Source organism: Campylobacter sp. 2018MI01, from assembly GCF_018501205.1.
GTDB lineage: Bacteria > Campylobacterota > Campylobacteria > Campylobacterales > Campylobacteraceae > Campylobacter_E.
On record NZ_JAHCZE010000003.1, the window covers coordinates 60407 to 83846 of the forward strand.

Genomic DNA, 23440 nt, shown 5'->3' on the forward strand with positions numbered 1-23440 from the left:
ATTTAAAACAGAAGTTTTAAATTCTAATTAACTTAAATCTTAAAATATAAACTAGACTTGCAAGTAAGCAAAAAACGCTTATTATGCAAGCTAGTGCAAAACTCGTATTAGCATTCATAGCACCGACTAAAAACGCTGCAAATCCTGCGAACATAAATTGCATAGCTCCAAGTATTGCTGAAGCACTACCTGAATATTTTTTAGATTTTTGCATAGCTTTTGTAACTAGATTTGGTGTTATAAAGCCTAGCATACATAAAGTTAAGAATAAAAATAAAGTAAAAGTATAAAAATTATTTGATAAAAGTATTAAGCAAAATGAATTAATTATCATTGTTATACAAGCTATAAAAATTACTTTTGATATACCAAATTTAGAAGTAAAATACACATTTAATCTAGCTGTTATCATAAATCCTAAAGAATTTATCCCAAATATTAATCCATATTCTTGTAAGCTGATATTAAAAACATTGGTAAAAACAAAACTTGAGCCACTAATATAAGCAAATAAAGTGCTCATAATTAAACTTGAGCTAATTACATAAATTAAAAAACTTTTATTAGTTAAAACACTTTTATATGCTTTATAAATATTTGAAAATGAAAATGGAATTTGATTTTTGTTACTTTCTTTTATATAAAAAATACTTAAAAATAATAATAAAATTCCAAGACAAAATAAAGTAATAAAAATGCTTTGCCAAGAAAAGTATTTAAGCAAAAGCCCACCAATGCTAGGAGAAATCATAGGAGCTATGCTAGAGCTAATCATCATTAATGAAAATACAGCCACTGCTTTTTGCTTAGAAAAACAATCATTTACAATAGCTCTTGCAATCACAACCCCAGCACATCCGCCAAGTGCTTGCATAAATCTTAAAGCAATAAAAGTATAAATATTATCAACTAAAAAACATAAAAAGCTAGATATTATAAATATGAAAAGTCCTATAATTAATGGGATTTTTCTACCATAAATATCACTAATTGGTCCATATAATAATTGTCCTAATGCAAAGGCTATAAAAAAACTAGCAATGCTTAATTGAGTATAAAACTCACTTGTATTAAAACTATGCTGAACTAAGCTTAATGCAGGTAAATACATATCAGTTGCAAGTGGGGCAATAGCACTTAAAAATGCCAATATTAAAATAAAAAATTTTTCTTTCATCTATACTCCTAAAAAATATGATATTGTCTTAATTTGGCAAATGAAGTTTTATGCAAGGAAAATTACCTTGCATAAATTATTAATGTTGATGATGATTGATTGCTTCTGGATATTTATAGCCTTTTTTCTCTAAATATTCTTGCATAAATTTAATTTCAATTTCTTGAGCTTTTATAATATCATTAGCTAATTTTTTGATATTTTCATCTTCTCCATATTTTAAAACGATTTTAGCCATATCAACAGCACCAATGTGATGAGGTAGCATACCTGCTACAAATGCTATATCAGGGTCGTTTTCATTCATACCTGCTTGCATTTTAGAATGCATTTTCATCATACTTTCATTTAGTTCTTTTTTCATATCGTTTAATTCTTGAGGACTTAAATCTTTAGCAAATAAACTAAATGCACCTAAGCATAAACATAAAAAAATTTTTTTCATAAAATACTCCTTGTTTTAAATAAAGATATATTTTATTAATTAGTAATTTCTATTAAGTAAATTATTTAGATTTTATATTAATTAAGACTATTTCGCTACTTGCATTAAATCTAGCTACTATACCCCAAAATCCCGCTCCACTTGTTACATACATTTTGTTATTTTTTACATTATATAAGCCTTTTAAATATCCTTGCTCAAGTTTAACAGCTAGGCTAAAAGGAAAGATTTGTCCTGCGTGAGTATGTCCAGCTAGGATTAAATCATAAGGGCTAACATCGTATTTTTTAACAAATTTTGGCTGATGGGTTAGTAAGATATTAAACTTATCTAATTTAGGCTTTAATTTGCTAATATCAGGCTCAAAAGTCTTAAGCTTTAGCCCCATTAAATCATTTACACCTGATATTACAAAATCATCAAATTCTATGCTTTTATTATCTAAAAAATGCAATTTATATTTTTTTAATTCCTTAGCGATACTGCCTACTCCGTGATAATATTCGTGATTTCCTAAGACATAAAATGTGCCATAGGTTGATTTTAGTTCATTTAGATAATTAAGGTTTTTGACATTATTAATACCTGTATCTACTAAATCTCCTACGATTACTACTAAATTAGGATTTAAAGAATTAATTTTATTAATTATATTTATAAAAAACTCATCATTTAAATTCTTTTTTAGATGAATATCAGCTATCATTGCGATTTTTAAATCTTTTTTTAGTTTATCTTCGTTTAGATTTATTTCTTTTATTTTAGGGACTTTTATTGCGTTTTTTGATACCTTATAAAAAAATACAAAAGCTATGAAAATAAATATATACTCATAATTTAAAATATTTATATCTTTTAAATAATAAATAAGTATAAAAAATATAGGAAAAAAATTGAATATCTCCCATATATCAATTGCTTTTGCAAAATGTTCTTCATAGACTATTTTTGTCTTGATATAATAAAAACTCATAATTATAAAAAACACAATAGTTGAAGCAATTAAAATTATAAAAGAATAATATAAAAGCTCTTTAATTAAGTTTTCTTGAGTAATTAAGCTTAGTTCAAACGCAAAAATAATACTATAAAAAGCCACAATTATTTTTCTAAATTTATTAAAAGTATTATTTTTAATAGTTCTTAAAAGCATATTTGCATTAGCGAAAAATACCAATAAAAAATATAAAATACCAAGTAATATAGCCATAATTAGTCCTTATTAGAATTTAAATTAGGAATTTCAAACTGCAATTCATCAGCAAATAGATTTCTCATACCAAAAATCCTACTTAATATTACATCTTGTTCTTTTACACTTGAGAGATTTTTGCCTGCATCTATTGTGGTTATTGCTACTTTTCCAACGATAATTCTACTCTCAACTCCACGCTCATAATTTTTAATCCCCCATAAATTATGCAATATATAGATTTTGTTATCAAATTCTCCTAGATATAAAACTATATGACCTTTTAGAGCTAGCAAGGTTGCAAAAGGTATTGCATTGCTTTTAATATAATTATATTTTTGTTTATTGCTAAGTTTTGAGATATTAAAAAATATTTTTCTATTTAAATAATCTTTTTGATAGATTTGATCTTGCGAATTTCTAGCTAGAAAAACTCCAAATGTGCCAAATACATCTTTTAAAAAAGCAGAGCAATCTCTATCGCCGTTTAATCCGCCCCAGCCATAGTTTTGTCCTATTAATTCATTTGCGATTTTTTTTAAATCAACGCTAGAAAAACTATCTCCAAGCTTGAAAAAATCTTCTTTTTTGACCTTTATTTCAATAAGTTTTGCGTTATTGTTTAAATCCTTTTTAAAAACTCTTATAGTATAAAAATTAGCACTTTCTTTACTTAATGCCAAAGGCATTCCAATTCTTGCGTATTCTATGAAGTCTTCATTTTTATCTATTAATGCAATTTTATCTTTTTTAGGCATTATGAAGTCTTTTGATGATTTATAAATATTTAAATCTTCATCATTAATAAATGCAATATTTTTATTTTCTATAAAGCCAACTACCACGCTATTATAAATAAAACTCCAGCCAAAATCCTTGCTAAAATGAGAGATTTTAACAGGAGTATATGCGTAGATAAATGAGTTTTGCAAATAATCAAACGGATAGCCTTCGCCTGCTAATTTAGGATTTTTAAATCTTGGTTTTTTAGTAGGTAATAATCTTAAATTACTTGAATGAATAATGATTGCATTTTTTGAAATTTTGTTTAAATTATCAAAATCAGCATTATCCACTATATTTTGCATTAATTTTTGAGAATTTAATTGATAATTTTCTCCATAACCTGTGTCTTTTAAAATATCATTTGCAATATTTTTCATATTGATATTGGTTTTATCAATTCCCCACACATAAAATAGGTTTTTTAAATAATTTTCTTTTAATTTTTGCGATACTTCTTTAGTGATATAAAACTCATTGCTCTCATAATTATTTAAATCTTGAGATGGAAGAGCAAAATAATTTTTACTGCAAGAAGTAAAAACTACAAGACAAATAATTAAAATAATATTTTTCATCATTCAAATCTAATTAAAATTTCACCTATAAATTTATTATCTTCGTAAGCTTCAACCCTATAAATCTTACCTGCTTTATCAATTGAGTATTGTTTTTGCATATTTTTAAGGCTTAGTTTTATACTATCTTCACTATCTTTTGCGTTATAGCCTATGACATTTATCCTTACTTTATCGTGTTTTTTAACTAAAAAATAATTTTTTACTTCAATCATTTTTGCGAAATTAGTTGTGATTTCTTTATCATCAACAATTAAATTTAACTTATCAATAATATCGCTATATTCAACATTTTTTTCTAAATACAAATTAGTTTGAAAGCGATTGCCGTATTGAATACTAAAGCCATTATCTTGATTGTTTTTAAAAATCGCAGTTAATTCATTGCTAGCTTTATAAGTAAATGGCAATTTTATTGGAATAAATCTTATTTTTTCTCTTGGTTTTTGAAGGCTTAATAAAAAGCGATTTTCAATTTTAATTAAAATCGGTTTTTCAATAACTTCTCTTACTGCATTAGGATTTAATTCAAATTCTCGTTCAAACTCAACTCCAGCAGCCTTTAAATAGCTCTCAATTGCTAGTAAATGATAATATGCTCTTTCGTGAGTTAATAGATTTTTGCTAGCTTCGTTTGCATAGGCGGCTTTACCTTGAGTAATTGCATAATAAGTTAGGCTTTTTAGCATTTCTTCATCGCCATTTGCTGTGTTTGTGTTTTTTAAATGATAGCTATGTAATTTGTGTAATAAATTATTATTTATACTTTCACAAGCTTTACTTGCAATTTCGTTTAAATTCCCGTATTTTGCGTCAATTTGCTCTTGGTCAATTATGCAAGAATTTCCCCATTTTTTAGGATTTTTATCCTTATTTATATAATTTGGAGAATAATATCCACTACCATCGTGAAGATTTATTATGAGTTTTACTTCAGGTAAAGTTATTATTTTTTTGATTAATTCAACCGTGTAATAATCAGGGTCATCTTCGCTAAGTTCTGCGAATTTGCGATTTAAATCTCCAAATTCTCCACGACTTCTAGCAATTATTGAATCAAATGCAAGATTTGGCACGACAATTACTTTTCCTTTAGTGATTTTATAATCAGTGATTAATAAGCTAGCAGCGTGAAAACCACCTGGCTCATCTCCTTGAATACCGCCAAAAATCAAAACGGTATTATCACAAACTTTTTCACATTCTCCTAAAGTGTTTATAGTAAAATTTAAAGCAAATAAATTAAGACTTAAAAATGTTAAAAATATCTTAAGCATTCAAAAACTCTCTTACCATTTTATCTACACTAAACACATCATCAATAGTATTTATTTTACTATCAGCAAATTTATCTAAAGCCTTAAATACTGCGTCACTAATATCATAGAATTTACATTCATCTTTTAAATATTTATATACAAATTCTTCATTAGCAGCATTGATAATAACACCTAAATCAGGATTATTTAATAGCTCATCTTTTAGTTTGAAAATAGGGTATTTATTAGGATTTATCTCAAAGAATTCTAATTTAGCAAGTTTTAAAATATCAAAATATTCACAAGCAGCAAAATCACTCTCACCTAAGAGTGCATTTGCAATGCTAAGCTTCATATCAGGTACGCTAAAATAAGCACTCATTGAGCCATTAATACTTTCGCAAAATGCGTGAATACTTGAGCTTGGCTCTATGATTGCGTCTAATTCTAAATTAGGATATAAATGTTTTGCTTCTATTAATTCATAAAGCTTATTTGTCATTGTTGCACTATCTATTGTGATTTTTGCTCCCATATCCCAATTAGGGTGTTTTAAGGCTTCATTTGCTTTTAGATTTGCAACTTCATTGTATTTAAAAAATGCCCCACCACTAGCAGTAATTGTGAGCTTTTTAGGGTGTTTAATACCCCTTAAAAGTGCTGCTAATGCACTATGCTCGCTATCAATAGGAGAGATATTAAAAGTATCAAGAAATTTTCCAGCTACAACCAAGCTTTCTTTATTTGCTAAAAAGAGTTTTTTATCTAATTCTTGAGTTTGTAAAGATATTTTAAGCCCTGCAAATCCTACTATTGCATTGATAATTCCATCACTTTTTAAATCTTGCATTATAAATGCAGCGTCTTTTATTGAGTATTTATTAGAATGATTTACTTTATCTAGTATTTCATCACTTGCTAAGACTATTTTAGGATTAAACATTTTTATTTGTTCGTTTAATAATTCATAGTTTTTATAAGCACTAATGCACTCTAATTTAATATCAGCTTGTTTTATTATTTTTAAAGCATTAACGCCAATTGAACCAGTTGAGCCAAATACACTTATAATTTCAGGTTTTGTTGGATTTATAGTAAAGCTCATAAGAATACCACCATAATAATACTAGCAAAAATCAAAGCATCAACTCTATCTAATACTCCGCCATGTCCAGGGAAAAGCTCTCCACTATCTTTAACCTTCGCTAAGCGTTTTAAATAGCTTTCAAATAAATCTCCAAATACAGCAAAAAACGCCATTAAAAATGATAAAAATAAAACTTCTAAAAAGCCAATCTCACTATAAACAAAACCAGCATAAATACTTGAAATTATTGTGCTAATGATAATTCCACCGATTACTCCTTCTAAAGTCTTATTAGGAGAACTTGGACTAAAGCTAGTTTTTCCATATTTTTTACCTACAAAATAAGCAAAACTATCACATAAAACAACGCTTAAAAGTAGCCAAATAAAGCCACTTAATTCAAATCTAATATAAGTTTCAAAAATAAAGCTAATTCCAATTCCTGCATAAATAAATGGTAGAATTTCTTTTAAATCTCCTTGTTTGTATGCTAAAAAAGAAGCAAGAACTAAAATAGCAAAAATCATAGAAACCACAGGCATTTGAGTATAAATTCCTAATATCAATCCTAAGGCTAAAATTAAATAATTATTTTTAGTATCAAATAATTTACAAGCTTCAAAATATCCAATGCCACTAGCTAATAAAAATATTATTAGCCATAAATAATAAGAATTTATCGCTAGAAAAATTACTGCAATTATTGCAAAAATTAAGCCTGTTTTTATTTTTTCATTCAACATAAATACTCCTTAAACAAGTTTATCAAAAAGCCTATCGCTTTCTTTTATTTCTTCAATTTCTTCATCTTCTTCTATCATTACACCGAAAAAATTAGCTCTTTTATGCTCTTTTTTAGGGCGTTCTTCTTGATATGATTTTTCATCATCAAGATTTGTGTTTGTTTTTGAGCTTTCGCTACTTTCTTCTATTACATTAACTTCTGGCGTAACTAAAGTAATTTGCTCATCAGCAAACATTTTTGCATTATGTTTTGCGTGATTATCAATCGCTACGCCTTGATTTTGATTTATATAATTTATATTTCCAATATTATTTACACTCATAAAAAAACCTTTATAGTATCGTAATTAACATAATTAACGAATGCTTTTTCAATAATTTTTACATTTGCTCTTTTTGTAAAATCTACTAAAAAATTACCTTCTTTTTTACCAGAATAACAAGCACAAAGACTTGCAGCATGATAGATTAAATCTATATCATAGCTTTTTTTGTTGCTTGAAATTATTACATGAGAGCCTTTTAAATCCTTTAAATGAAACCATAAATCATCTTTTTTGCTATTTTTTAGCAAATATTCATTAGCGTTTTCATTAAGTCCTACGCTAATTTTGTAATCATTTACATAAAAATTTAATATATTTGGATTTTGCTGGGTTTTGCCTTTTTTATTGTTTTTTGCGAATAATGAGCGTAAAAATACTTCATCTTTTGTGCAAATTATTGCTTGTTTTAGGCTATTTAAAGCATTTATTTTTTCGTTTAGATTATCTTTTTCTATGCTTATATTTTTTGCTTTTTGGCTTAATTTTTTAGCGTTTTTATAAATATTATTTAGCTCATATTTTGCAGAATTGATTAAAGAATATTTATAAATTCCTATTTCAAATTCTCTTTCGTAATCTTTTATTTTATATAAGTTTTCTTTTAGTGCATCGCCTTTTGCGTATTCATAAAGTGCTTTTTTGTTTAGTAATTCTTCATCTTCTAAAGAATTTATCAAAAGCTCTAATTTTTCAATTTTTTTATCATTTTCCATTATTTTTTGAGCTTTTAATGAGTTTAATTTCTCGTTTTGAAGACTTGCAAAAATATTTGCGAAATAAATTTTAAAATCTTCAATTTTTATATTTTTTTCAGTGATTTTTGTAGGTTCTAAATCTATGTAAGGTTCATTTTGTAAAATATCTCTAAGGTTGTTTTTGCCGTATCTTAAGGCACTTATTATATTTCTTTTATCATCTAAGATTAGTGCATTTGTAAATTTTCCTGAAAACTCAAGTATTAAATAAAATTCCATTTTTTTATAAGCGTGAGCTAAGGCTAGTTTAAACTCTAAAATCCTATTATTTATAGGCACTTTAATATCTAAAATACTTGCGTTAAAAAGCATTTTTTTAAGTTGTAAATCAAATGGACTAGTATAATCTTTAGCATATAAATTACCACTATAAATTGCACTTTTGCCCTTGGTTAAATCAAAATATAATTTATCTTTAAACTCAATACATAAGCAATTATCGTTTATTCTATATGCACGATTTATCTTTTTATATTGCTTTAAATAATCTTTAATTTGCACTAAATCATAATAATTCATTTTTAATCCTTTTATTAATTTTAACGGCTAAAATTAATAAAATTAGAAAAAAAGGGAAATCTATGACTTTAACAGAACAAATATTTGCTCATCATATAGGAAAAGAAGTAAAAGCAGGTGAGATTATTGATTGTCCTATTGATATGGTAATAGGAAATGATATTACAACTCCAATTTCTATTAAACAATTTAAAAAAAGTGGTGCTACAAAATTAGCTAATCCTGATGGTTTTGCAATTGTGCTTGACCACTATATTCCTGCAAAAGATATTCTAAGTGCAAATCAAGCAAAAATTAGTAGAGATTTTGCAAAAGAACATAATTTAAAATATCTTTTTGATGAAAAAAATATGGGTATTGAACACGCACTTTTACCTGAAAATGGACTGATTAGCCCAGGTGATGTAATAATTGGTGCAGATAGCCATACCTGTACGCACGGAGCTTTAGGAACATTTGCTACTGGAATGGGAAGCACTGATTTAGCATATGCAATGATAACAGGTAAAAATTGGTTTAAAGTGCCAAGTGCTATTAAAGTGCAGTTTCGTGGAAAATTAAAGCCTTGGGTTTATGGAAAAGATTTAATTTTAGAAATTATTAGAATTTTAGGCGTTGATGGGGCTTTATATAAATCATTAGAGTTTTTTGGAATTGAAGAGCTTGATATGGATAGCCGTTTTAGTTTATGTAATATGGCGATTGAAGCAGGTGCAAAGAATGGAATTTGTGCTGTTGATAATGTTACAAGAGAGTTTTTAAACTCGGTTGATTTAAAGAGAAAAGGCGTTGAGTTTAGCCACTTGCCAAATGCTGTTTATGAAAAAGTAATTGAGATTGATTTAGACAAGCTTGACCCTGTTGTAGCATATCCGTTCTTACCAAGCAATGGTAAAAGTATAAAACAAGCTGTAAGTGAAAAGGTAAAAATTGACCAAGCATTTGTAGGCTCATGCACAAATGGAAGGCTAAGTGATTTAAGAATTGCAGCGAGTATTTTAAAAGATAAAAAAGTTCATTCAGATGTAAGAATGATAATTACTCCAGCTACAACTAAAATTGCTTTACAAGCTCAAAAAGAAGGCTTAATGGATATATTTGCTAGTGCTGGTGCAGTTGTAAGTAATCCAACTTGTGGTGCTTGTTTAGGTGGGTATATGGGGATTTTAGCTGATGGAGAGCGTTGTATATCAACTACGAATAGAAATTTCGTAGGTCGTATGGGTGCGAGAACTTCAGAAGTTTATCTTGCAAATAGTGCAATTGCGGCTGCTAGTGCAATTAAAGGATATATTTGTTCTCCTGATGAGCTTTAAAAATAGCGTTTGCCTAATTTTAGGTGGTGGAAAATCAAGTAGAATAGGGCAAGATAAGGCTAATTTACGCTTTATTTATAAAAAGCGTGAAATTAGCCTGATTAATTATTTATATGAAAAATTACAGCCTTTATTTAATGAAATATATTTTTGTGCTAAGACTAAGCCAAGTGATTTAAAATGTAAATTTTTAAAAGATAATTATGAATATTTTCATCCAATTAATGGTTTAAAGACTTTTAAAAATATTAAAATTCCTAATTCAAATTCTGTTTTTGTAATTGCAGTTGATTTTGCAAAAATTAATAAAAGCTCTATAAAAAGACTTTTTTATAAACATAAAAGATATAAAAGTTCAGTAGTGGCAAAAAGTATCAAAACTCATTTTTTATGTGGTTTTTATAAGATGAGTGATTTAAAATATTTAGATGAATTAGATGAAAATTGTAAAATCAAAGATTTTTTTATAAAGTCAAAGGCAATTACTTTAAGCTTTAAAAATGATAATATTTTTTTAAATATGAATACAAAAAGTGATTTTGAAAAGTTCATTAAAAGTTACAGATATTAAACATTTTATGCTATAACTAAGCCTTTTTTATGGAGAGTTTGGCCTACTGGTGTAGCCCTAAGACTTCAAATCTTGTGGTGGGGTAGTTGACTATTCTGCGGGGGGTTCGATTCCTTCACTCTCTAGCCAAGTTTTGGAATTTTAAATAATATTTTAGGTTTAAATTATAAAATATTTTTTGATTTATGGTTTTAGGAAAAATAAGTTGAAAGAGATTAGAAGAGTTGATAATTTTGAATATATAATAAAAGTTACCGTTGTTATTATTGGCTTAGTTCATCTTATATATGCTGTTAGTTTTACTCTAACGGGGCTATATTTCTTATTACCTTCTAGCTTAATTCAAATTATTATTTCTTTATTAGTAGCTTATGTAGTGTTGATAAGAAACAAGGGATATGCAATTGCTACTTTATATGCGCATTTAGATATATTATTTTCTTGTTGTTATTGCACTTATTATCTTGGATGGGGCTATGGTTTTACTATGATAATAGTTCTTTTATTATCATTAGCATATTTACAAAATTTCAATACTTTCTTAGTTCCAATAGGTATAGGACTTGTAGAAGCGACTGCTTTTTTTGTAATGCTTTATATTACAAAAGATACTCCAAATTATCCAAATCCTTATATGCCATATATAAATATAGCTAATTTTTTATTTATGGTAGTTACATTGCTAGTTTATATTTGGCTAAATGATAGAGAAAACGCCAAGATTATTAAGCAACTTGATGCTAGAAAAGAATTCTTACAATATAAAGCTGAAAATGATTATTTAACCACACTTTTAAATCGTCGTGCTATGAATGAGATATTAGATAATATGTTAGAAAAATTAAAAAATAAAGAAGTAAATTCTTTAGCATTAGCAATAGGAGATATTGATAATTTCAAGCATTTAAACGATACTTATGGTCATAATTTTGGAGATTTAGCTTTAAAAGAAGTTTCTAAAGTGTTTAAAAACGAATATGAAAACAATACAAATACTTATGTGGCTAGATGGGGTGGAGAAGAATTTTTAATACTATTTAGCAATTACTCTTACAATGATGTTTTAAATTCTTTAGAAAAAAGTAGAAAATCTATTGAAAAATTACAAATTAAAGATAATTTAAATGAAACTAGCGTTACTATTTCAATAGGTGTTAGTTATTCTATAAATTTAATTAATAAAGATGTATTGATAACAAAAGCAGATGCAGCACTTTATAGTGCAAAAGACTCTGGAAAAAATAGAGTAAAGTTAGTTAATTTAGGTTAGATATGGGAAGTTTTTTAGATCAAGATGATTTAGTTGTAGCAAAAAAAATTGCTAGATATATACTAATTATATTTTCAACATTATATTTTTTATTATCTATTTTAATGGGTTGGTTAGGTCATAACTATCCTATGTTTGTTAATTTGTTTTTAGCTTGTATATATTTGTATTCATTAAAAAAGTTAGATTTATTAGAAGTCAATAGTTTAGTATATACGGTGCATTTTGTTTGTATAGTTTATGCTATTTTTATGGTTCTTTATTTTGGTTGGAGTTTTGGAGCTCAATATTTTTTAATACCTTGTATAGCTTTTTGTTATGTAGGTCAATTTGAAAATAGAAAAATTATCTATACATTAGCAATTTTTGAGAGTATAGTTTTTGAATTATTGTATATATTTATGGAAGTTAATAAATATACTTTACAAAATCAATTATATGTGCTTGGATACAATATTAATGGCATATTTTATATTATTCATAGCTTATTTGCGTGTCTTACAATTATAATTGTTATGTATTTTTTAAAAATTAAAGTTTATAAAACAATTGAGACAAAAGAAAATGTAAATGAAGTTTTAAGTATTAATGCTTCTACAGACCCGCTTACATATTTACTAAATCGTTGGGCTTTTATGGAAAAAATTCATTTAATTCAATATAAAAAGAATTTTCATTTTGCTTTAATAGATATAGATTTTTTTAAAAAAGTTAATGATACTTATGGGCATAGTGTTGGAGATGAAGTTTTAAGAGTAACTGCAAGTTGCATAAAGCTTAATTTTTCAAGATATACTGATATGATTGCTAGGTGGGGCGGGGAAGAATTCTTAGTATTTGCATTAGGTTGCAGTGAAGAAGAATTTTATGAAGCGTGTAATAATTTTAGAAAAGAATTAAAAAATAATAAATTCTGTGCTGGTGATTTTAGTATAACTGCTAGTATAGGATGTTTGCATATAAGTGGTGATTTTGTATATAGTAATTTTGATAAATATATTAAAGAAGTTGATGAATTATTGTATATGGCAAAAAATAGCGGTAGAAATAGGATAGAAGCAAAGCGTATAGAAGATGAATGAATTTAGAAAGATAGATAATATAAGACAATTAGTAAAAATCACAATGATTTTACTAACAATAACCCATACTACTTATGGGAGTGTGTTTTATTTTCTAGGTCTTTATCCTATGGTTAATATTAAGTTTATTGAAGCTTTTATTGCTTTAGTAGCTACGATTTTTATTTTAAAAATTGACAAATATCATAATATTGCTGTTTATTTTACACATGCTTCTGTTTTGCTGTCTTGTTCAATTTGCACATATATTTTAGGGCAAGGATATGGTTTTTTAATAGTTATGATAGCACTTTTATCTCTTGGCTATGTTCATGACTTTAGCAGTTCTAAATATCCTTTGATTATTGGTATTTTTGAAATTATTTTATTTATAGTTACAATAATTATTACAAAAGATGTTCCTGATTTTGAAAGCGAATATATGGTTTTTGTATATGTATTTAATGTTATAAATATTACTTCTGTAATTATTTTTTATTCGTTTTATACGCATAGTATTGATGAGAATGAAAGTAAAATATTAGAAAAAGAAAGCATTAAATTACAAAATAAAGCTGATTATGATTATTTGACAAATATTTTAAATCGTCGTGCAATGAATGAAATTTTACATATATATCATAATTATTTTCAAAAAGACCAGATTCGTTCTATGGTAATTGTCTTAGGTGATATTGATAATTTTAAGAGTTTAAATGATGAGTGCGGTCATAATTTTGGAGATATTGTTCTTAAAAATACAGCAAAAATCATTAAAGATAAAATATCTAAAAGAGCTTCTAGTTATGTAGCTAGATGGGGTGGAGAAGAGTTTTTAATGCTATTAACAGGTCTTAGCATAGATGAAAGTGAAGAACTAATGAATGAGATTAGGGAAGATTTTGCTAACTATACTCATAAAGATGGTTATAATGCTAGGAAAACTACAATTACTTTTGGAATTTGTTATTCTTTAAGACTTGAAAGTATAGATTATATGCTATCTCAAGCTGATAATGCCTTATATAGTGGTAAAAAATCAGGTAAAAATAAAGTAGAAACTATAGTTTTAGGACAAATATGATAGATTTTGAAAAAAGAAAATATGAGCTAGTAGAAGTTTTACAAGCTGAAAAAATTATGAAAGGTATTTTAGTTTTTAATTTAGTATATGCTTTAATAATGATAATTAATGATATTCCTTATTTGTTTTTAACGTATTTTATGCTAGCTGGATTATTTTTAGTATCGTTAGTATTTGTTAAGAGTAATAATTTTAATGCTTGTATTTATGTTACTTTTTTTTCTTGTTTTGTTTTTTCTGCTAGCTCAATTTATTATCTTGGGTGGGGTTATGGGTTTGAATATTATATATTACCTATAATATCTTATTTTTATATAGGTATTTATAGGAAAAAATACATTATATATTTAATAGCGACTTTCGGACTTATTTATTATTTGGCAATGTATTATTTTTTTTGTGTGAATGATTATTCTTTAGATATACCTTTATATTTATTTAGCGATGGTTCTAAATTCTATTTTAATTGTTTTAATGGGATTGTAGTATCAACTATTTTTGTAATTGTATCAAGTGTTTTAAGAAAACAAATATATATTGAATTAGAAAATAGACAAAATATAAATAAAAAGCTTGATAAAAGTGCAAATTTTGATTATTTAACAAGACTTATGAATAGATGGTGTTTTATAGATAGTATTGAAGATTTAAATATTAAAAGTAAGGTAAGTATTGCTTTAATAGATGTTGATTATTTTAAAAAAGTAAATGATACTTACGGACATAGTGTGGGAGATGAAGTATTAAAAAATTGTGCAAATTTAATGAGAAAGCATTTTGGAGAATATACTGATTTGATTTGTAGATGGGGTGGAGAAGAATTTTTAATATTAGCTTATAACGTATCTGCTTTAGATTTTGAAAATGCTTGTGAGAATTTTAGAATAGAGTATTCAAATTCTACATTTTCTGTTGAAAGCTTAACTACTAGCGTTAGTATAGGTTTAGTTTTTATAGAAGATAATTTTGCTAATAATATTTTAGATGAATATATAACAAGAGTTGATAAGTGTTTATATGAGGCTAAAAATACAGGTAGAAATAAAATAATAAAAAATATAATTTAATTTAAGCAAAAATTAATTTTATTAGGATAATATACAGCTTTTATTTTTAGTGTGCGTTCATAGCTCAGCTGGATAGAGCAACGGCCTTCTAAGCCGTAGGTCAGAGGTTCGAATCCTCTTGGGCGTACCACTTAGCGGATGTGGTGAAATTGGCAGACACGCCAGACTTAGGATCTGGTGCAGCAATGCGTGGAGGTTCAAGTCCTCTCATCCGCACCACTTATCATCTTAGTTATACTTTTTCAATTATATTTTTAATATTTGTTACGAAAAGTTACATTAATATATAAAAGTGCTAATTTTCTTTGCTTAAAATCTGATTTTATTGTAACATAAGTCCTTTCATTTTATCAAAAAGGAGCCTTAATGGTAGAAAACCAGCAAATCAAACGAAATGGATTTGAAAAAATCTTACACAAAATTGAAGTATTAGGAAACAAATTGCCTGATATTACAATTCTTTTTTTAATTGCATTTTTTATTGTGATGATTTTAAGTTTTGCATTAAGTTTTATTGACTTTTCTTATATTCATCCAGTTAGTCACGAAAAAATTGTAGTTAAAAATATGTTTGAAATTCATAATTTAACTGAATTAATAGTTAGATTAGGCGTTAATTTTATAACTTTTCCTGCTTTACAATTAGTTTTAGTTGCTACTTTAGGAGTTAGTATTGCAGAAGGCAGTGGTTATATTAGAGCATTACTAATTAAAATGATAGGAATAGTTCCAAAAAGCATTGTTGTTCCTGTGGTTATATTAATTTCTATATTTTGTCATATAGTATCAGATAGTGCTTATGTATTTTTAATGCCAATTGCAGCTGCTATGTATTATAGTGCAGGTCGCCATCCAATAGCTGGAATTACTACTTCATTTGCTGCACTTGCAGGTGGGTTTAGTGCTAGTTATATTCCAAGTGTAGTTGATCCATTAATGCAAGAATTTACTCAAAAAGCAGCAAGGACAATTGACCCTGAAATAAGCGTAAATGTATTATGTAATTATTTTTTAAGTATTTTTTCAACCTTTAGCGTAATTGCTGCTTGTTGGTTTGTTAGCTCAAAAATTATTGAGCCTATGCTAAATAAAACTATGCCTATTGATAGTGATTGTAAAATCGCTCATTTAGAAAATGAGAAATTAAGCTCACAAGAAAATAAAGCTTATTGGGGAGCGACTTTAACATTTATATTTATGGCTTTATTATTATTTGTTGTATCAATCCCAGAGAATTCTGTTATGCGTGGTGCTAATGGTTCACTTACTAGTGCTGATGCAGCTTTAATGAAAGCTATTGTTCCATTGGTATTTTTATTCTTAGCAATTCCAGGATATGTATATGGAAAAATCAGTGGCTCTATAAAAACATCAAGTGATTTATCAAAAATGGCTGCTAGTAGTTTAAATACGCTTACTACTTTTATAGTATTTTGTTTCGTATGCGGGCAGTTTTTATATGTATTTAATACTTCAAATCTTTCAACTCTATTAGCAATTTCAGGAGCTGAGTTTTTAAAGAGTATGAATATGCCTTCAGTTTTCACCGTTTTAGGAGTGATTATATTTACAAGTTTTTTAAATATTTTTGTTACATCAGCTACATCAAAATGGGCTATATTAAGCGTTATTTTTGTTCCTATGTTAATGTTACTTGGAATTAGTCCTGAACTTACTCAAGCAGCATATAGGACGAGTGATAGTGCAGTAAATGTTATGACACCTATGTTTCCATTTTATCCATTAGTGATTGGTTATTGTCAAAAATATTATAAAAAAACAGGAGTTGGAACACTTAGCTCATTGATGCTTCCATTTGGTATTGCTTTATGGATAGCTTTAGTTGGTAGTTTATTTATATTCTGGGCTTTAGGTCTTCCGTTAGGATTTGATACTACTTATGTTTATAATTTTAAAGGTTAGATATGTTGGTAGAAGACTTTATAAAATATGTAAAAATCTCATCTCAAAGCGACGCTAGTAAGAGTAATACTCCTACTAGCGAAGGGCAGTTGCAATTAGCGAAATTATTAAAAAGTGAGCTAGAGAATTTAGGACTTAGCGAAATTAAGCTAAATGATAATGGCATTTTAACCGCACTTTTAGCTGGTGATAAAACTAAGACTAGCTTAGGTTTTGTAGCTCATCTTGATACTATTGATGTTGGGCTTAGTCCTTGTGTAAATCCTAAGATTTTAAGATTTGAAGGCAAGGATTTAGATTTAGGTAAGGCAGTTTTAGAGATTTCTAAACACCCTGAAATTATGAAGTATTTAAATGAAGACATTATTTTTAGCGATGGCTCATCTGTTTTAGGGGCTGATAATAAGGCTGCAATTGCTGTTATTATGAACTTAATTAAAACTCTTAAAAATAGTGATATTAATCATCCTGATATATTTTTAGCTTTTGTGCCTGATGAAGAAATAGGGCTTTTAGGCTCAAAGCAGCTTAATTTAGATGATTTTAGGACAACTCATCCTTATACTATTGATTGTTGTGAGGTTGGGGAATTAATGTATGAGACATTTAACGCAGCAAGTGCAAAGCTTAATATCATAGGTGTTTCAGCACACCCAATGAATGCTTATAAAATAATGCTAAATCCTACTTTATTAGCAAATGAGTTTATAAATCTTTTTGATAGATTGCAAACTCCTGAAAATACTAAAGATAAAGATGGATATATTTGGATAAATGAAATGCACTCAAATCAAAACGAAGCTAGTGTGTGTTTAAATATAAGAGACCACGATAAAACTAAATTTGAAGAGAAAAAAGAATACATTAAAACTTGCGTTGATTTTATGCAAAATAAATATAAAAAAGCTAGTTTTAAACTAGAAATGAGTGATACTTATTACAATCTAAAAGATGCTTTAAACGATGATAATAAAGATAGTTTAGATAAATTATATAAAGCTTTTGAACTATCAAATATTAAAGCAAATACAATTGCTATGCGTGGCGGGACTGATGGAAGTGCGTTGAGTGTAAAGGGTCTTTTTACCCCGAATTTTTTTACAGGAGCGCATAATTTTCATTCAAGATTTGAGTTTTTACCTGTTAAATCACTTGAAAAATCTTATGAAGTAGCACTTAATTTAGTAAAAATATATTCAAACTAGGAATTTTAATTCCTAGTTTTAAATTCTTAAAAACTATATCCTAAATTAACTCCGTATCTAATACCTTTAGCTATTACATCATTTGTATAACTTGCTTTAATTCCTGCATAAAAGCCGTCTAAATTGCGAGTGAATTTATAACCTAGCATAAGATTTGCTTCATAATTTAGTCTTTTTTGTTGCTCGTTAAATAATTTATCTCTTTTATTATCTAAATAAAATTTTGCAAAAGCACTAGCTTCAATAACTAATCCTTCATCAAAAATATTCATAGTGCTAGCTCCTAATTTGATTAAATTAGTATTAGCTACTAAATCTTTAGTATTAGTTTTGCTTTTGATTTTTTCATGACCTAAGCCACCTAAGATATTAAAGCCTGATTTAACTCCTACATTATTATTAAAAAATCCAATACCACCCAATACATTAACAGCAGTATAAGTGCTTGAAATTTTGCCACTTTCTATATTATTTTTATATTCTGAATCAAAGTCGTGAATGCTTAAGTCTGCACCAAAAACAAAATCATTATCATAATTACTAAGTTTATAAGAATTTATAAAAATTCTTCCTTGATAAATACCATTATCGCTTAAATTAAGCCCGTAATCTTTAGCTTTTCCTACCATAAAATCAGCACCTACGAAGTTTTGTGCGTTTAGGCTGATTACACATATTAGTGTTGATAAAATTTTTTTCATATTATCTCCTTTTTAAAAAATGTTAATTCTATATTTGTATTTTTATATTTTAGTAATTTATAAATTATGACAATATATAGGCTTTTTGATATTAGAAATAAGTTGTCCGTTATTATTTTTAGGAATTGTTGTAAAACCTACATTATTTATTACAATACATATTGAGTTATTTTGGTCTATATTAGTTGATTTGCTTAGTCTAATAATATATGAATTAGCTTTTATTAGATTATAAGTTTTTGATTTATTAGTATATGAACTTGCAAATAATTCTCCTAATTCATTTACCATTATTCTGTGAGTTTTTTTGTATTTATTATTTAGATTATAAAATACATCAATTTTAGTTATACCAAAGCTTTTTGTAAGATTTGTCCTTGTTGTAAGCAAATTATCATCTACGCTTATTCCTGCATATCTAGCTCCAATCAGTTTTGTTTTGTCAAATAAATCTTTTGCTAATTCATTTGCATCTGGATTTGATGAGCTAGAACCTATGCTATCGCTAAAAATACTATATCCAAATTCTTGATGATTGCATTTGTATTTGTTATATGAAGTTTTTGTATTTGCTACACAATGAAAATATATTTGCCAATATGATTTATCGTAATTTGTCGTATAATCATATACATCGTAATTTAGTGCTAAATCACGAAGTATATAAATATCTTGAGATAAACTCCTAGCTGCTAGGATTAAAGAATTTGAATTGATTTTTGATATTGCTATACTTGAGAGTATTCCAGCAACAACTAAAACTAAAACTAATTCAATTAAAGTAAAACCTTTTTTACTTACACGCAGCTCTGTCAATATGTACAAATCCAGAATATTGTTCTACATAAATACAAGCTATATCACTACCTTTTGAAATTTCTATTTTAAATCCACTTGGATTTTGATTAAAGTTTAAAGGCTCTCCTAATTCATTAAATATAATAGTATCAGTTGGTGCTGTAATACCTTTAGGGGTTGTTGATGTAGTTGGTGTAAATGTTATATTATATTTTTTAATTTTAAGAATAGCTGTTCTTGTAGCACACGCTTCATCTTTTTCAAAATCACATATTCTTTTATCAGGATTTAAAAAATCTTCAGCATATTCTGCTAAAACTGGTGTTGTTCCTTTTGAGTTATATTCAACTTTACTAATTTTATAAATCTTATTAGAAGCTATTGTAAAACGATAATATTTATTATGATAACCATTTGTTCCATCATAAGCGTCATCTCCTAACGCTAGAATTTTTGTATATCTAATATCGTTTGCAATACTTCTAGCAGCATCTATTAATTCACTTGTATGTATTTTAGAAACAGCAACCGCACTAAGTATAGCACCAACAACCATAACAACTAATAATTCAATCATAGTAAAAGCTTTTTTCATACTTACATCCATTCTAAAACTTGAGCTAACTCATTAGCTACAAAGCATTTAATACCTTTAAAATTACTTTTATTTGGAATTATAGCATTTTTAAAACCTTGATTCTTTGCTTCATTAAGTCTAATATCAAGGCTGAAAACTTCGCAAATTCCACCATTTAAACTAAGCTCTCCAATAAATACACTTTCATTGCTTAAAACTCTATTTTTAAAGCTAGATATTATAGCAGCTGCAACTGCTAAATCAGCAGCAGTTTCACTAACTTTTATCCCACCGCTAATATTTATAAATACATCATATCTTGCAAGTGGAATTTCTAATTTTCTCTCAAGCAAGGCTAAAATCATATCAAGTCTATTTCTATCAAATCCAGTTGCACTTCTTTTAGCATAAGCACTTTCGCATACTAAAGCTTGAACTTCAAGAGTAATTGCTCTGCTACCTTCTAAAATAATAGTTAAAGCACTTCCTGCGTGATTTTTACCTACAAATCTAGTTTTAATATTGTTTGCACTTATAAGTCCATTTTCACTCATTTGCCAAATGCCTATTTCGCTAGTGCTTCCGAAACGATTTTTAAAGCCTCTTAAAATTCTTAATTCCTTACTAGCATCACCTTCAAAATAAAGCACCACATCAACCATATGCTCAAGCACTCTAGGTCCTGCAATTGAGCCTTCTTTAGTGATATGTCCTATTATAAATGTGCTAATATTATTGCTTTTGCTTAGTTTCATTAGCTCAAATGTAAGCTCTCTTACTTGAGTGATTGAACCAGCACACGAACTTATATTTTCTGAATAAATAGTTTGAATACTATCTATAATTAAGACTTCATAATTATTGCTTAAAACTTCATTTTTAATATTTTCAAAACAAAGTTCTGTAAGTAAAAACAAATTATCTTCATTAGCATTTAATCTATTTGCACGAAGTTTTATTTGACTTTTACTCTCTTCAGCACTAACATAAAGGACTTTTTTGCCATTTTTTGCTAAGTTTGCAGCGGTTTTTAAGAGTAAAGTTGATTTGCCAACACCAGGAGAGCCACCTAGTAAAACTAATGAGCCTACAACAAGCCCACCACCTAAAACCAAATCAAGCTCTTTATCATAAGTTGAAAATCTATCAACTTGCTCAATTAAAACTTCTTTAATGCTAACTGCTTTGTTTGAATTTGGTTTTATTTCGTTTTTTAATACTTCAATTTGAGTTTGATTTAATTCTAAATATGAATTAAATGCCCCACATTCAGGGCATTTGCCTAAAAATCTAATTTGCTGATTACCACAAGCTTGGCATTCATAAAGGCTTGATTTTTTCTTAGCCATTGTTAAAAATTCCGTCTAAAAGAACCTTTAAATATTCATTTGCTTTAAAAGGAGCAATATCATTTGCACCTTCTCCATATCCAAAATATAAAATTGGTAGCTCTAATTCTCTTGCAATTGCAAATAATGAACCACCCTTACTTGTTCCATCAAGTTTGGTAATAATTACTCCATCAAGCTTTACTAAATCATTAAAAACTTTTGCTTGATTAATACCACTATTGCCTTGAGTTGCATCTAGGACTAGAATTTTTCTATGTGGAGCGTTTTCATAAGCACGAGATGAAATTCTTATTATTTTTTCTAGTTCATTTGCTAGATTTTTTTTATTTTCTAATCTTCCTGCTGTATCAATAATAACATTATCATAACCTTTGCTAAGTGCTTTTGTAATTGTATCAAAAGCAACTGCACTTGGGTCATGCCCTTGCTTAGTGCTTACAATATCGCAATTATTCTTACTAGCCCAAAGTTCAAGTTGCATAATTGCACCTGCTCTAAAAGTATCACAAGCTCCTAGTAAAACTTTTTTGCCTTGATTTTTATAAAAATTACTTAATTTTCCTATAGTTGTAGTCTTTCCTACTCCATTTACACCTAATATCAATTCTACAAATGGTTTATCATTAGAATTTGAATTAGGATTTTCATACATAAAATATGAGCTCATTACTCTTTCTAAATCCGCTCTTTCAACTATATCTTTAGGCGGTAAGTAGTATAAAATCTCTTCTACTATTTCATAAGTAATATCAGCATTTACTAGCATTTCTTCTAATAAATCTTTACTTATTTTTTCGTTCTTTGGTTTTACTTGATTTATAGCTTCAAGTGTTTTTGCTAAGCCTTTTTTTAAAAAATCTAACATTATTTCATAACCTTTTGAATATCAATATCAAGCATTTCTTCATAAACTGCACCTAGATAGTTGTTTATGTTTTTACCATTTTGGTCGTATAAAGCAATATATGGAATGCCGTTAATTTCTCCTAAAACTTTTAAAAATGTGTAATTATTATCGCCTGTAACAATATCATAGCTAATACCATTATCCTTAATAAATTTAGCTATTTCTTCATCGCTTTTATCTTCTAATAAAACACCAATAACTCTTAATCTATCTTTATATTTTAATGCTAAATCATTTAAGTGTGGAATTTCAGCTTTACAAGGTGGGCACCAAGTAGTAAAGAAATTAAATAATATAATTTTATCATTTGAAGTAAATTCTAAGTCTTTATTATCATTATTAATTCTTTTAATTTCAAAAATCTCATCGCTATTATAAAATTTTAAAGAGAATTTAATTAGTCTATTAAAATCAGGTTCTTTTTTAACTTCAACTTGAGTAATTTGTTCGCTTTCTTCTTCTTTTTTATCTTCTTTCTTATCAAAACAAGCGGTAAAAAACAATAAAGCAACGCTTAGCAATATAGCTTTCATTTTAATTCCTTATGTAATATGCTTATAAATTTTTTAGGTTAGATTATGGATAAAAAGTTAATAAGAGAAAAATTTCATAAAGAAAATTATAAATTTTGTAAAAATTACGGAAGTTTTAGAGCTATTTTAAAAATAATATCTAAAGTTAAAACAAATAAAAAATTAAATCTTTTAATTTACATTGCAAAAGATAAAGAAATAAATCTATAT

23 protein-coding genes and 3 tRNA genes are annotated in these 23440 nt (G+C 27.1%); 11 read left to right on the plus strand and 15 right to left on the minus strand.

Features of this window, described 5'->3' with window-relative positions; genetic code table 11:
- Positions 1–16 precede the first annotated feature (16 nt).
- The 9 genes from KJQ97_RS01315 to KJQ97_RS01355 all read right to left on the minus strand — a co-directional run bounded on the left by KJQ97_RS01315 (position 17) and on the right by KJQ97_RS01355 (position 8865).
- Positions 17–1177: a multidrug effflux MFS transporter gene (locus KJQ97_RS01315; protein ID WP_214115973.1), complete on the minus strand. Its 1161-nt coding sequence runs from the start codon at positions 1175–1177 to the stop codon at positions 17–19.
- Positions 1178–1256: 79 nt separating this feature from the next.
- Positions 1257–1622: a CopM family metallochaperone gene (copM, locus tag KJQ97_RS01320; RefSeq protein ID WP_214119711.1), complete on the minus strand. Its 366-nt coding sequence runs from the start codon at positions 1620–1622 to the stop codon at positions 1257–1259.
- Between the two features lie 61 nt (positions 1623–1683).
- Positions 1684–2832, minus strand: a complete 1149-nt coding sequence (locus tag KJQ97_RS01325; RefSeq protein WP_214119712.1) for a metallophosphoesterase — start codon at positions 2830–2832, stop codon at positions 1684–1686.
- Positions 2833–2834: 2 nt separating this feature from the next.
- A complete protein-coding gene (locus KJQ97_RS01330) occupies positions 2835–4175 on the minus strand; it encodes an SH3 domain-containing C40 family peptidase (RefSeq protein WP_214119713.1) in 1341 nt (446 codons plus the stop codon).
- Positions 4175–5452, minus strand: coding sequence for a M99 family carboxypeptidase catalytic domain-containing protein (locus KJQ97_RS01335; protein WP_239803375.1), 1278 nt, complete (start codon positions 5450–5452; stop codon positions 4175–4177). Before KJQ97_RS01335 ends, KJQ97_RS01330 begins: the two co-directional genes overlap by 1 nt.
- Complete coding sequence (locus KJQ97_RS01340) at positions 5445–6503, minus strand: 1-deoxy-D-xylulose-5-phosphate reductoisomerase (RefSeq protein ID WP_214119727.1); 1059 nt, start codon at positions 6501–6503, stop codon at positions 5445–5447. Before KJQ97_RS01340 ends, KJQ97_RS01335 begins: the two co-directional genes overlap by 8 nt.
- 32 nt (positions 6504–6535) lie before the next feature.
- Positions 6536–7264 carry a phosphatidate cytidylyltransferase gene (locus KJQ97_RS01345; RefSeq protein WP_214119714.1) on the minus strand — a complete coding sequence of 243 codons (729 nt, stop codon included), beginning with the start codon at positions 7262–7264 and terminating at the stop codon, positions 6536–6538.
- Positions 7265–7273: 9 nt separating this feature from the next.
- Positions 7274–7588, minus strand: a complete 315-nt coding sequence (locus tag KJQ97_RS01350) for a hypothetical protein (RefSeq protein WP_214119715.1) — start codon at positions 7586–7588, stop codon at positions 7274–7276.
- Positions 7585–8865, minus strand: a complete 1281-nt coding sequence (locus KJQ97_RS01355) for an NFACT RNA binding domain-containing protein (protein WP_214115953.1) — start codon at positions 8863–8865, stop codon at positions 7585–7587. The genes KJQ97_RS01350 and KJQ97_RS01355 overlap by 4 nt, the downstream gene beginning before the upstream one ends.
- Before the next feature lie 62 nt (positions 8866–8927).
- On the opposite strand from KJQ97_RS01355, the gene KJQ97_RS01360 reads away from it, so the two are divergent.
- The 11 genes from KJQ97_RS01360 to pepT all read left to right on the plus strand — a co-directional run bounded on the left by KJQ97_RS01360 (position 8928) and on the right by pepT (position 18362).
- A complete protein-coding gene (locus KJQ97_RS01360) occupies positions 8928–10181 on the plus strand; it encodes a 3-isopropylmalate dehydratase large subunit (RefSeq protein WP_214119716.1) in 1254 nt (417 codons plus the stop codon).
- Entirely contained in the window at positions 10171–10752 is a 582-nt protein-coding gene (locus KJQ97_RS01365) for a molybdenum cofactor guanylyltransferase (RefSeq protein ID WP_214119717.1), read from the plus strand. The genes KJQ97_RS01360 and KJQ97_RS01365 overlap by 11 nt, the downstream gene beginning before the upstream one ends.
- Positions 10753–10782: 30 nt before the next feature.
- Positions 10783–10881, plus strand: a tRNA-Sec gene (locus tag KJQ97_RS01370).
- A 76-nt stretch (positions 10882–10957) separates the two neighbouring features.
- A complete protein-coding gene (locus KJQ97_RS01375; protein ID WP_214115946.1) occupies positions 10958–12022 on the plus strand; it encodes a GGDEF domain-containing protein in 1065 nt (354 codons plus the stop codon).
- Positions 12023–12024: 2 nt separating this feature from the next.
- Positions 12025–13104: a GGDEF domain-containing protein gene (locus tag KJQ97_RS01380; RefSeq protein ID WP_214119718.1), complete on the plus strand. Its 1080-nt coding sequence runs from the start codon at positions 12025–12027 to the stop codon at positions 13102–13104.
- Positions 13097–14167: a GGDEF domain-containing protein gene (locus KJQ97_RS01385; protein ID WP_214119719.1), complete on the plus strand. Its 1071-nt coding sequence runs from the start codon at positions 13097–13099 to the stop codon at positions 14165–14167. Before KJQ97_RS01380 ends, KJQ97_RS01385 begins: the two co-directional genes overlap by 8 nt.
- A complete protein-coding gene (locus KJQ97_RS01390) occupies positions 14164–15234 on the plus strand; it encodes a GGDEF domain-containing protein (RefSeq protein ID WP_214119720.1) in 1071 nt (356 codons plus the stop codon). The genes KJQ97_RS01385 and KJQ97_RS01390 overlap by 4 nt, the downstream gene beginning before the upstream one ends.
- A gap of 53 nt (positions 15235–15287) precedes the next feature.
- Positions 15288–15364, plus strand: a tRNA-Arg gene (locus tag KJQ97_RS01395).
- A gap of 4 nt (positions 15365–15368) precedes the next feature.
- Positions 15369–15453, plus strand: a tRNA-Leu gene (locus tag KJQ97_RS01400).
- A gap of 147 nt (positions 15454–15600) precedes the next feature.
- A complete protein-coding gene (locus KJQ97_RS01405; RefSeq protein ID WP_214119721.1) occupies positions 15601–17157 on the plus strand; it encodes an AbgT family transporter in 1557 nt (518 codons plus the stop codon).
- Between the two features lie 2 nt (positions 17158–17159).
- Positions 17160–18362, plus strand: a complete 1203-nt coding sequence (pepT, locus tag KJQ97_RS01410) for a peptidase T (protein ID WP_214119722.1) — start codon at positions 17160–17162, stop codon at positions 18360–18362.
- A 26-nt stretch (positions 18363–18388) separates the two neighbouring features.
- On the opposite strand, the gene KJQ97_RS01415 is transcribed toward pepT, so the two are convergent.
- Genes KJQ97_RS01415 through KJQ97_RS01440 form a run of 6 tightly spaced genes read right to left on the minus strand, consistent with a single transcriptional unit; the run spans position 18389 to position 23230 of the window.
- Entirely contained in the window at positions 18389–19063 is a 675-nt protein-coding gene (locus tag KJQ97_RS01415) for a hypothetical protein (RefSeq protein ID WP_214119723.1), read from the minus strand.
- A gap of 57 nt (positions 19064–19120) precedes the next feature.
- Positions 19121–19879 (minus strand): pilus assembly FimT family protein, encoded by a 759-nt coding sequence (locus KJQ97_RS01420; RefSeq protein ID WP_214119724.1) that lies wholly within the window; start codon positions 19877–19879, stop codon positions 19121–19123.
- On the minus strand, positions 19857–20456 hold the full coding sequence (locus KJQ97_RS01425; protein WP_214119725.1) for a prepilin-type N-terminal cleavage/methylation domain-containing protein: 600 nt from the start codon (positions 20454–20456) through the stop codon (positions 19857–19859). Before KJQ97_RS01425 ends, KJQ97_RS01420 begins: the two co-directional genes overlap by 23 nt.
- A gap of 2 nt (positions 20457–20458) precedes the next feature.
- A complete protein-coding gene (gene radA, locus KJQ97_RS01430) occupies positions 20459–21787 on the minus strand; it encodes a DNA repair protein RadA (RefSeq protein WP_214115925.1) in 1329 nt (442 codons plus the stop codon).
- On the minus strand, positions 21780–22655 hold the full coding sequence (gene ftsY, locus KJQ97_RS01435; protein WP_214119726.1) for a signal recognition particle-docking protein FtsY: 876 nt from the start codon (positions 22653–22655) through the stop codon (positions 21780–21782). The genes radA and ftsY overlap by 8 nt, the downstream gene beginning before the upstream one ends.
- Positions 22655–23230 (minus strand): TlpA family protein disulfide reductase, encoded by a 576-nt coding sequence (locus KJQ97_RS01440; RefSeq protein WP_214115921.1) that lies wholly within the window; start codon positions 23228–23230, stop codon positions 22655–22657. The genes ftsY and KJQ97_RS01440 overlap by 1 nt, the downstream gene beginning before the upstream one ends.
- Positions 23231–23440: the final 210 nt, after the last annotated feature.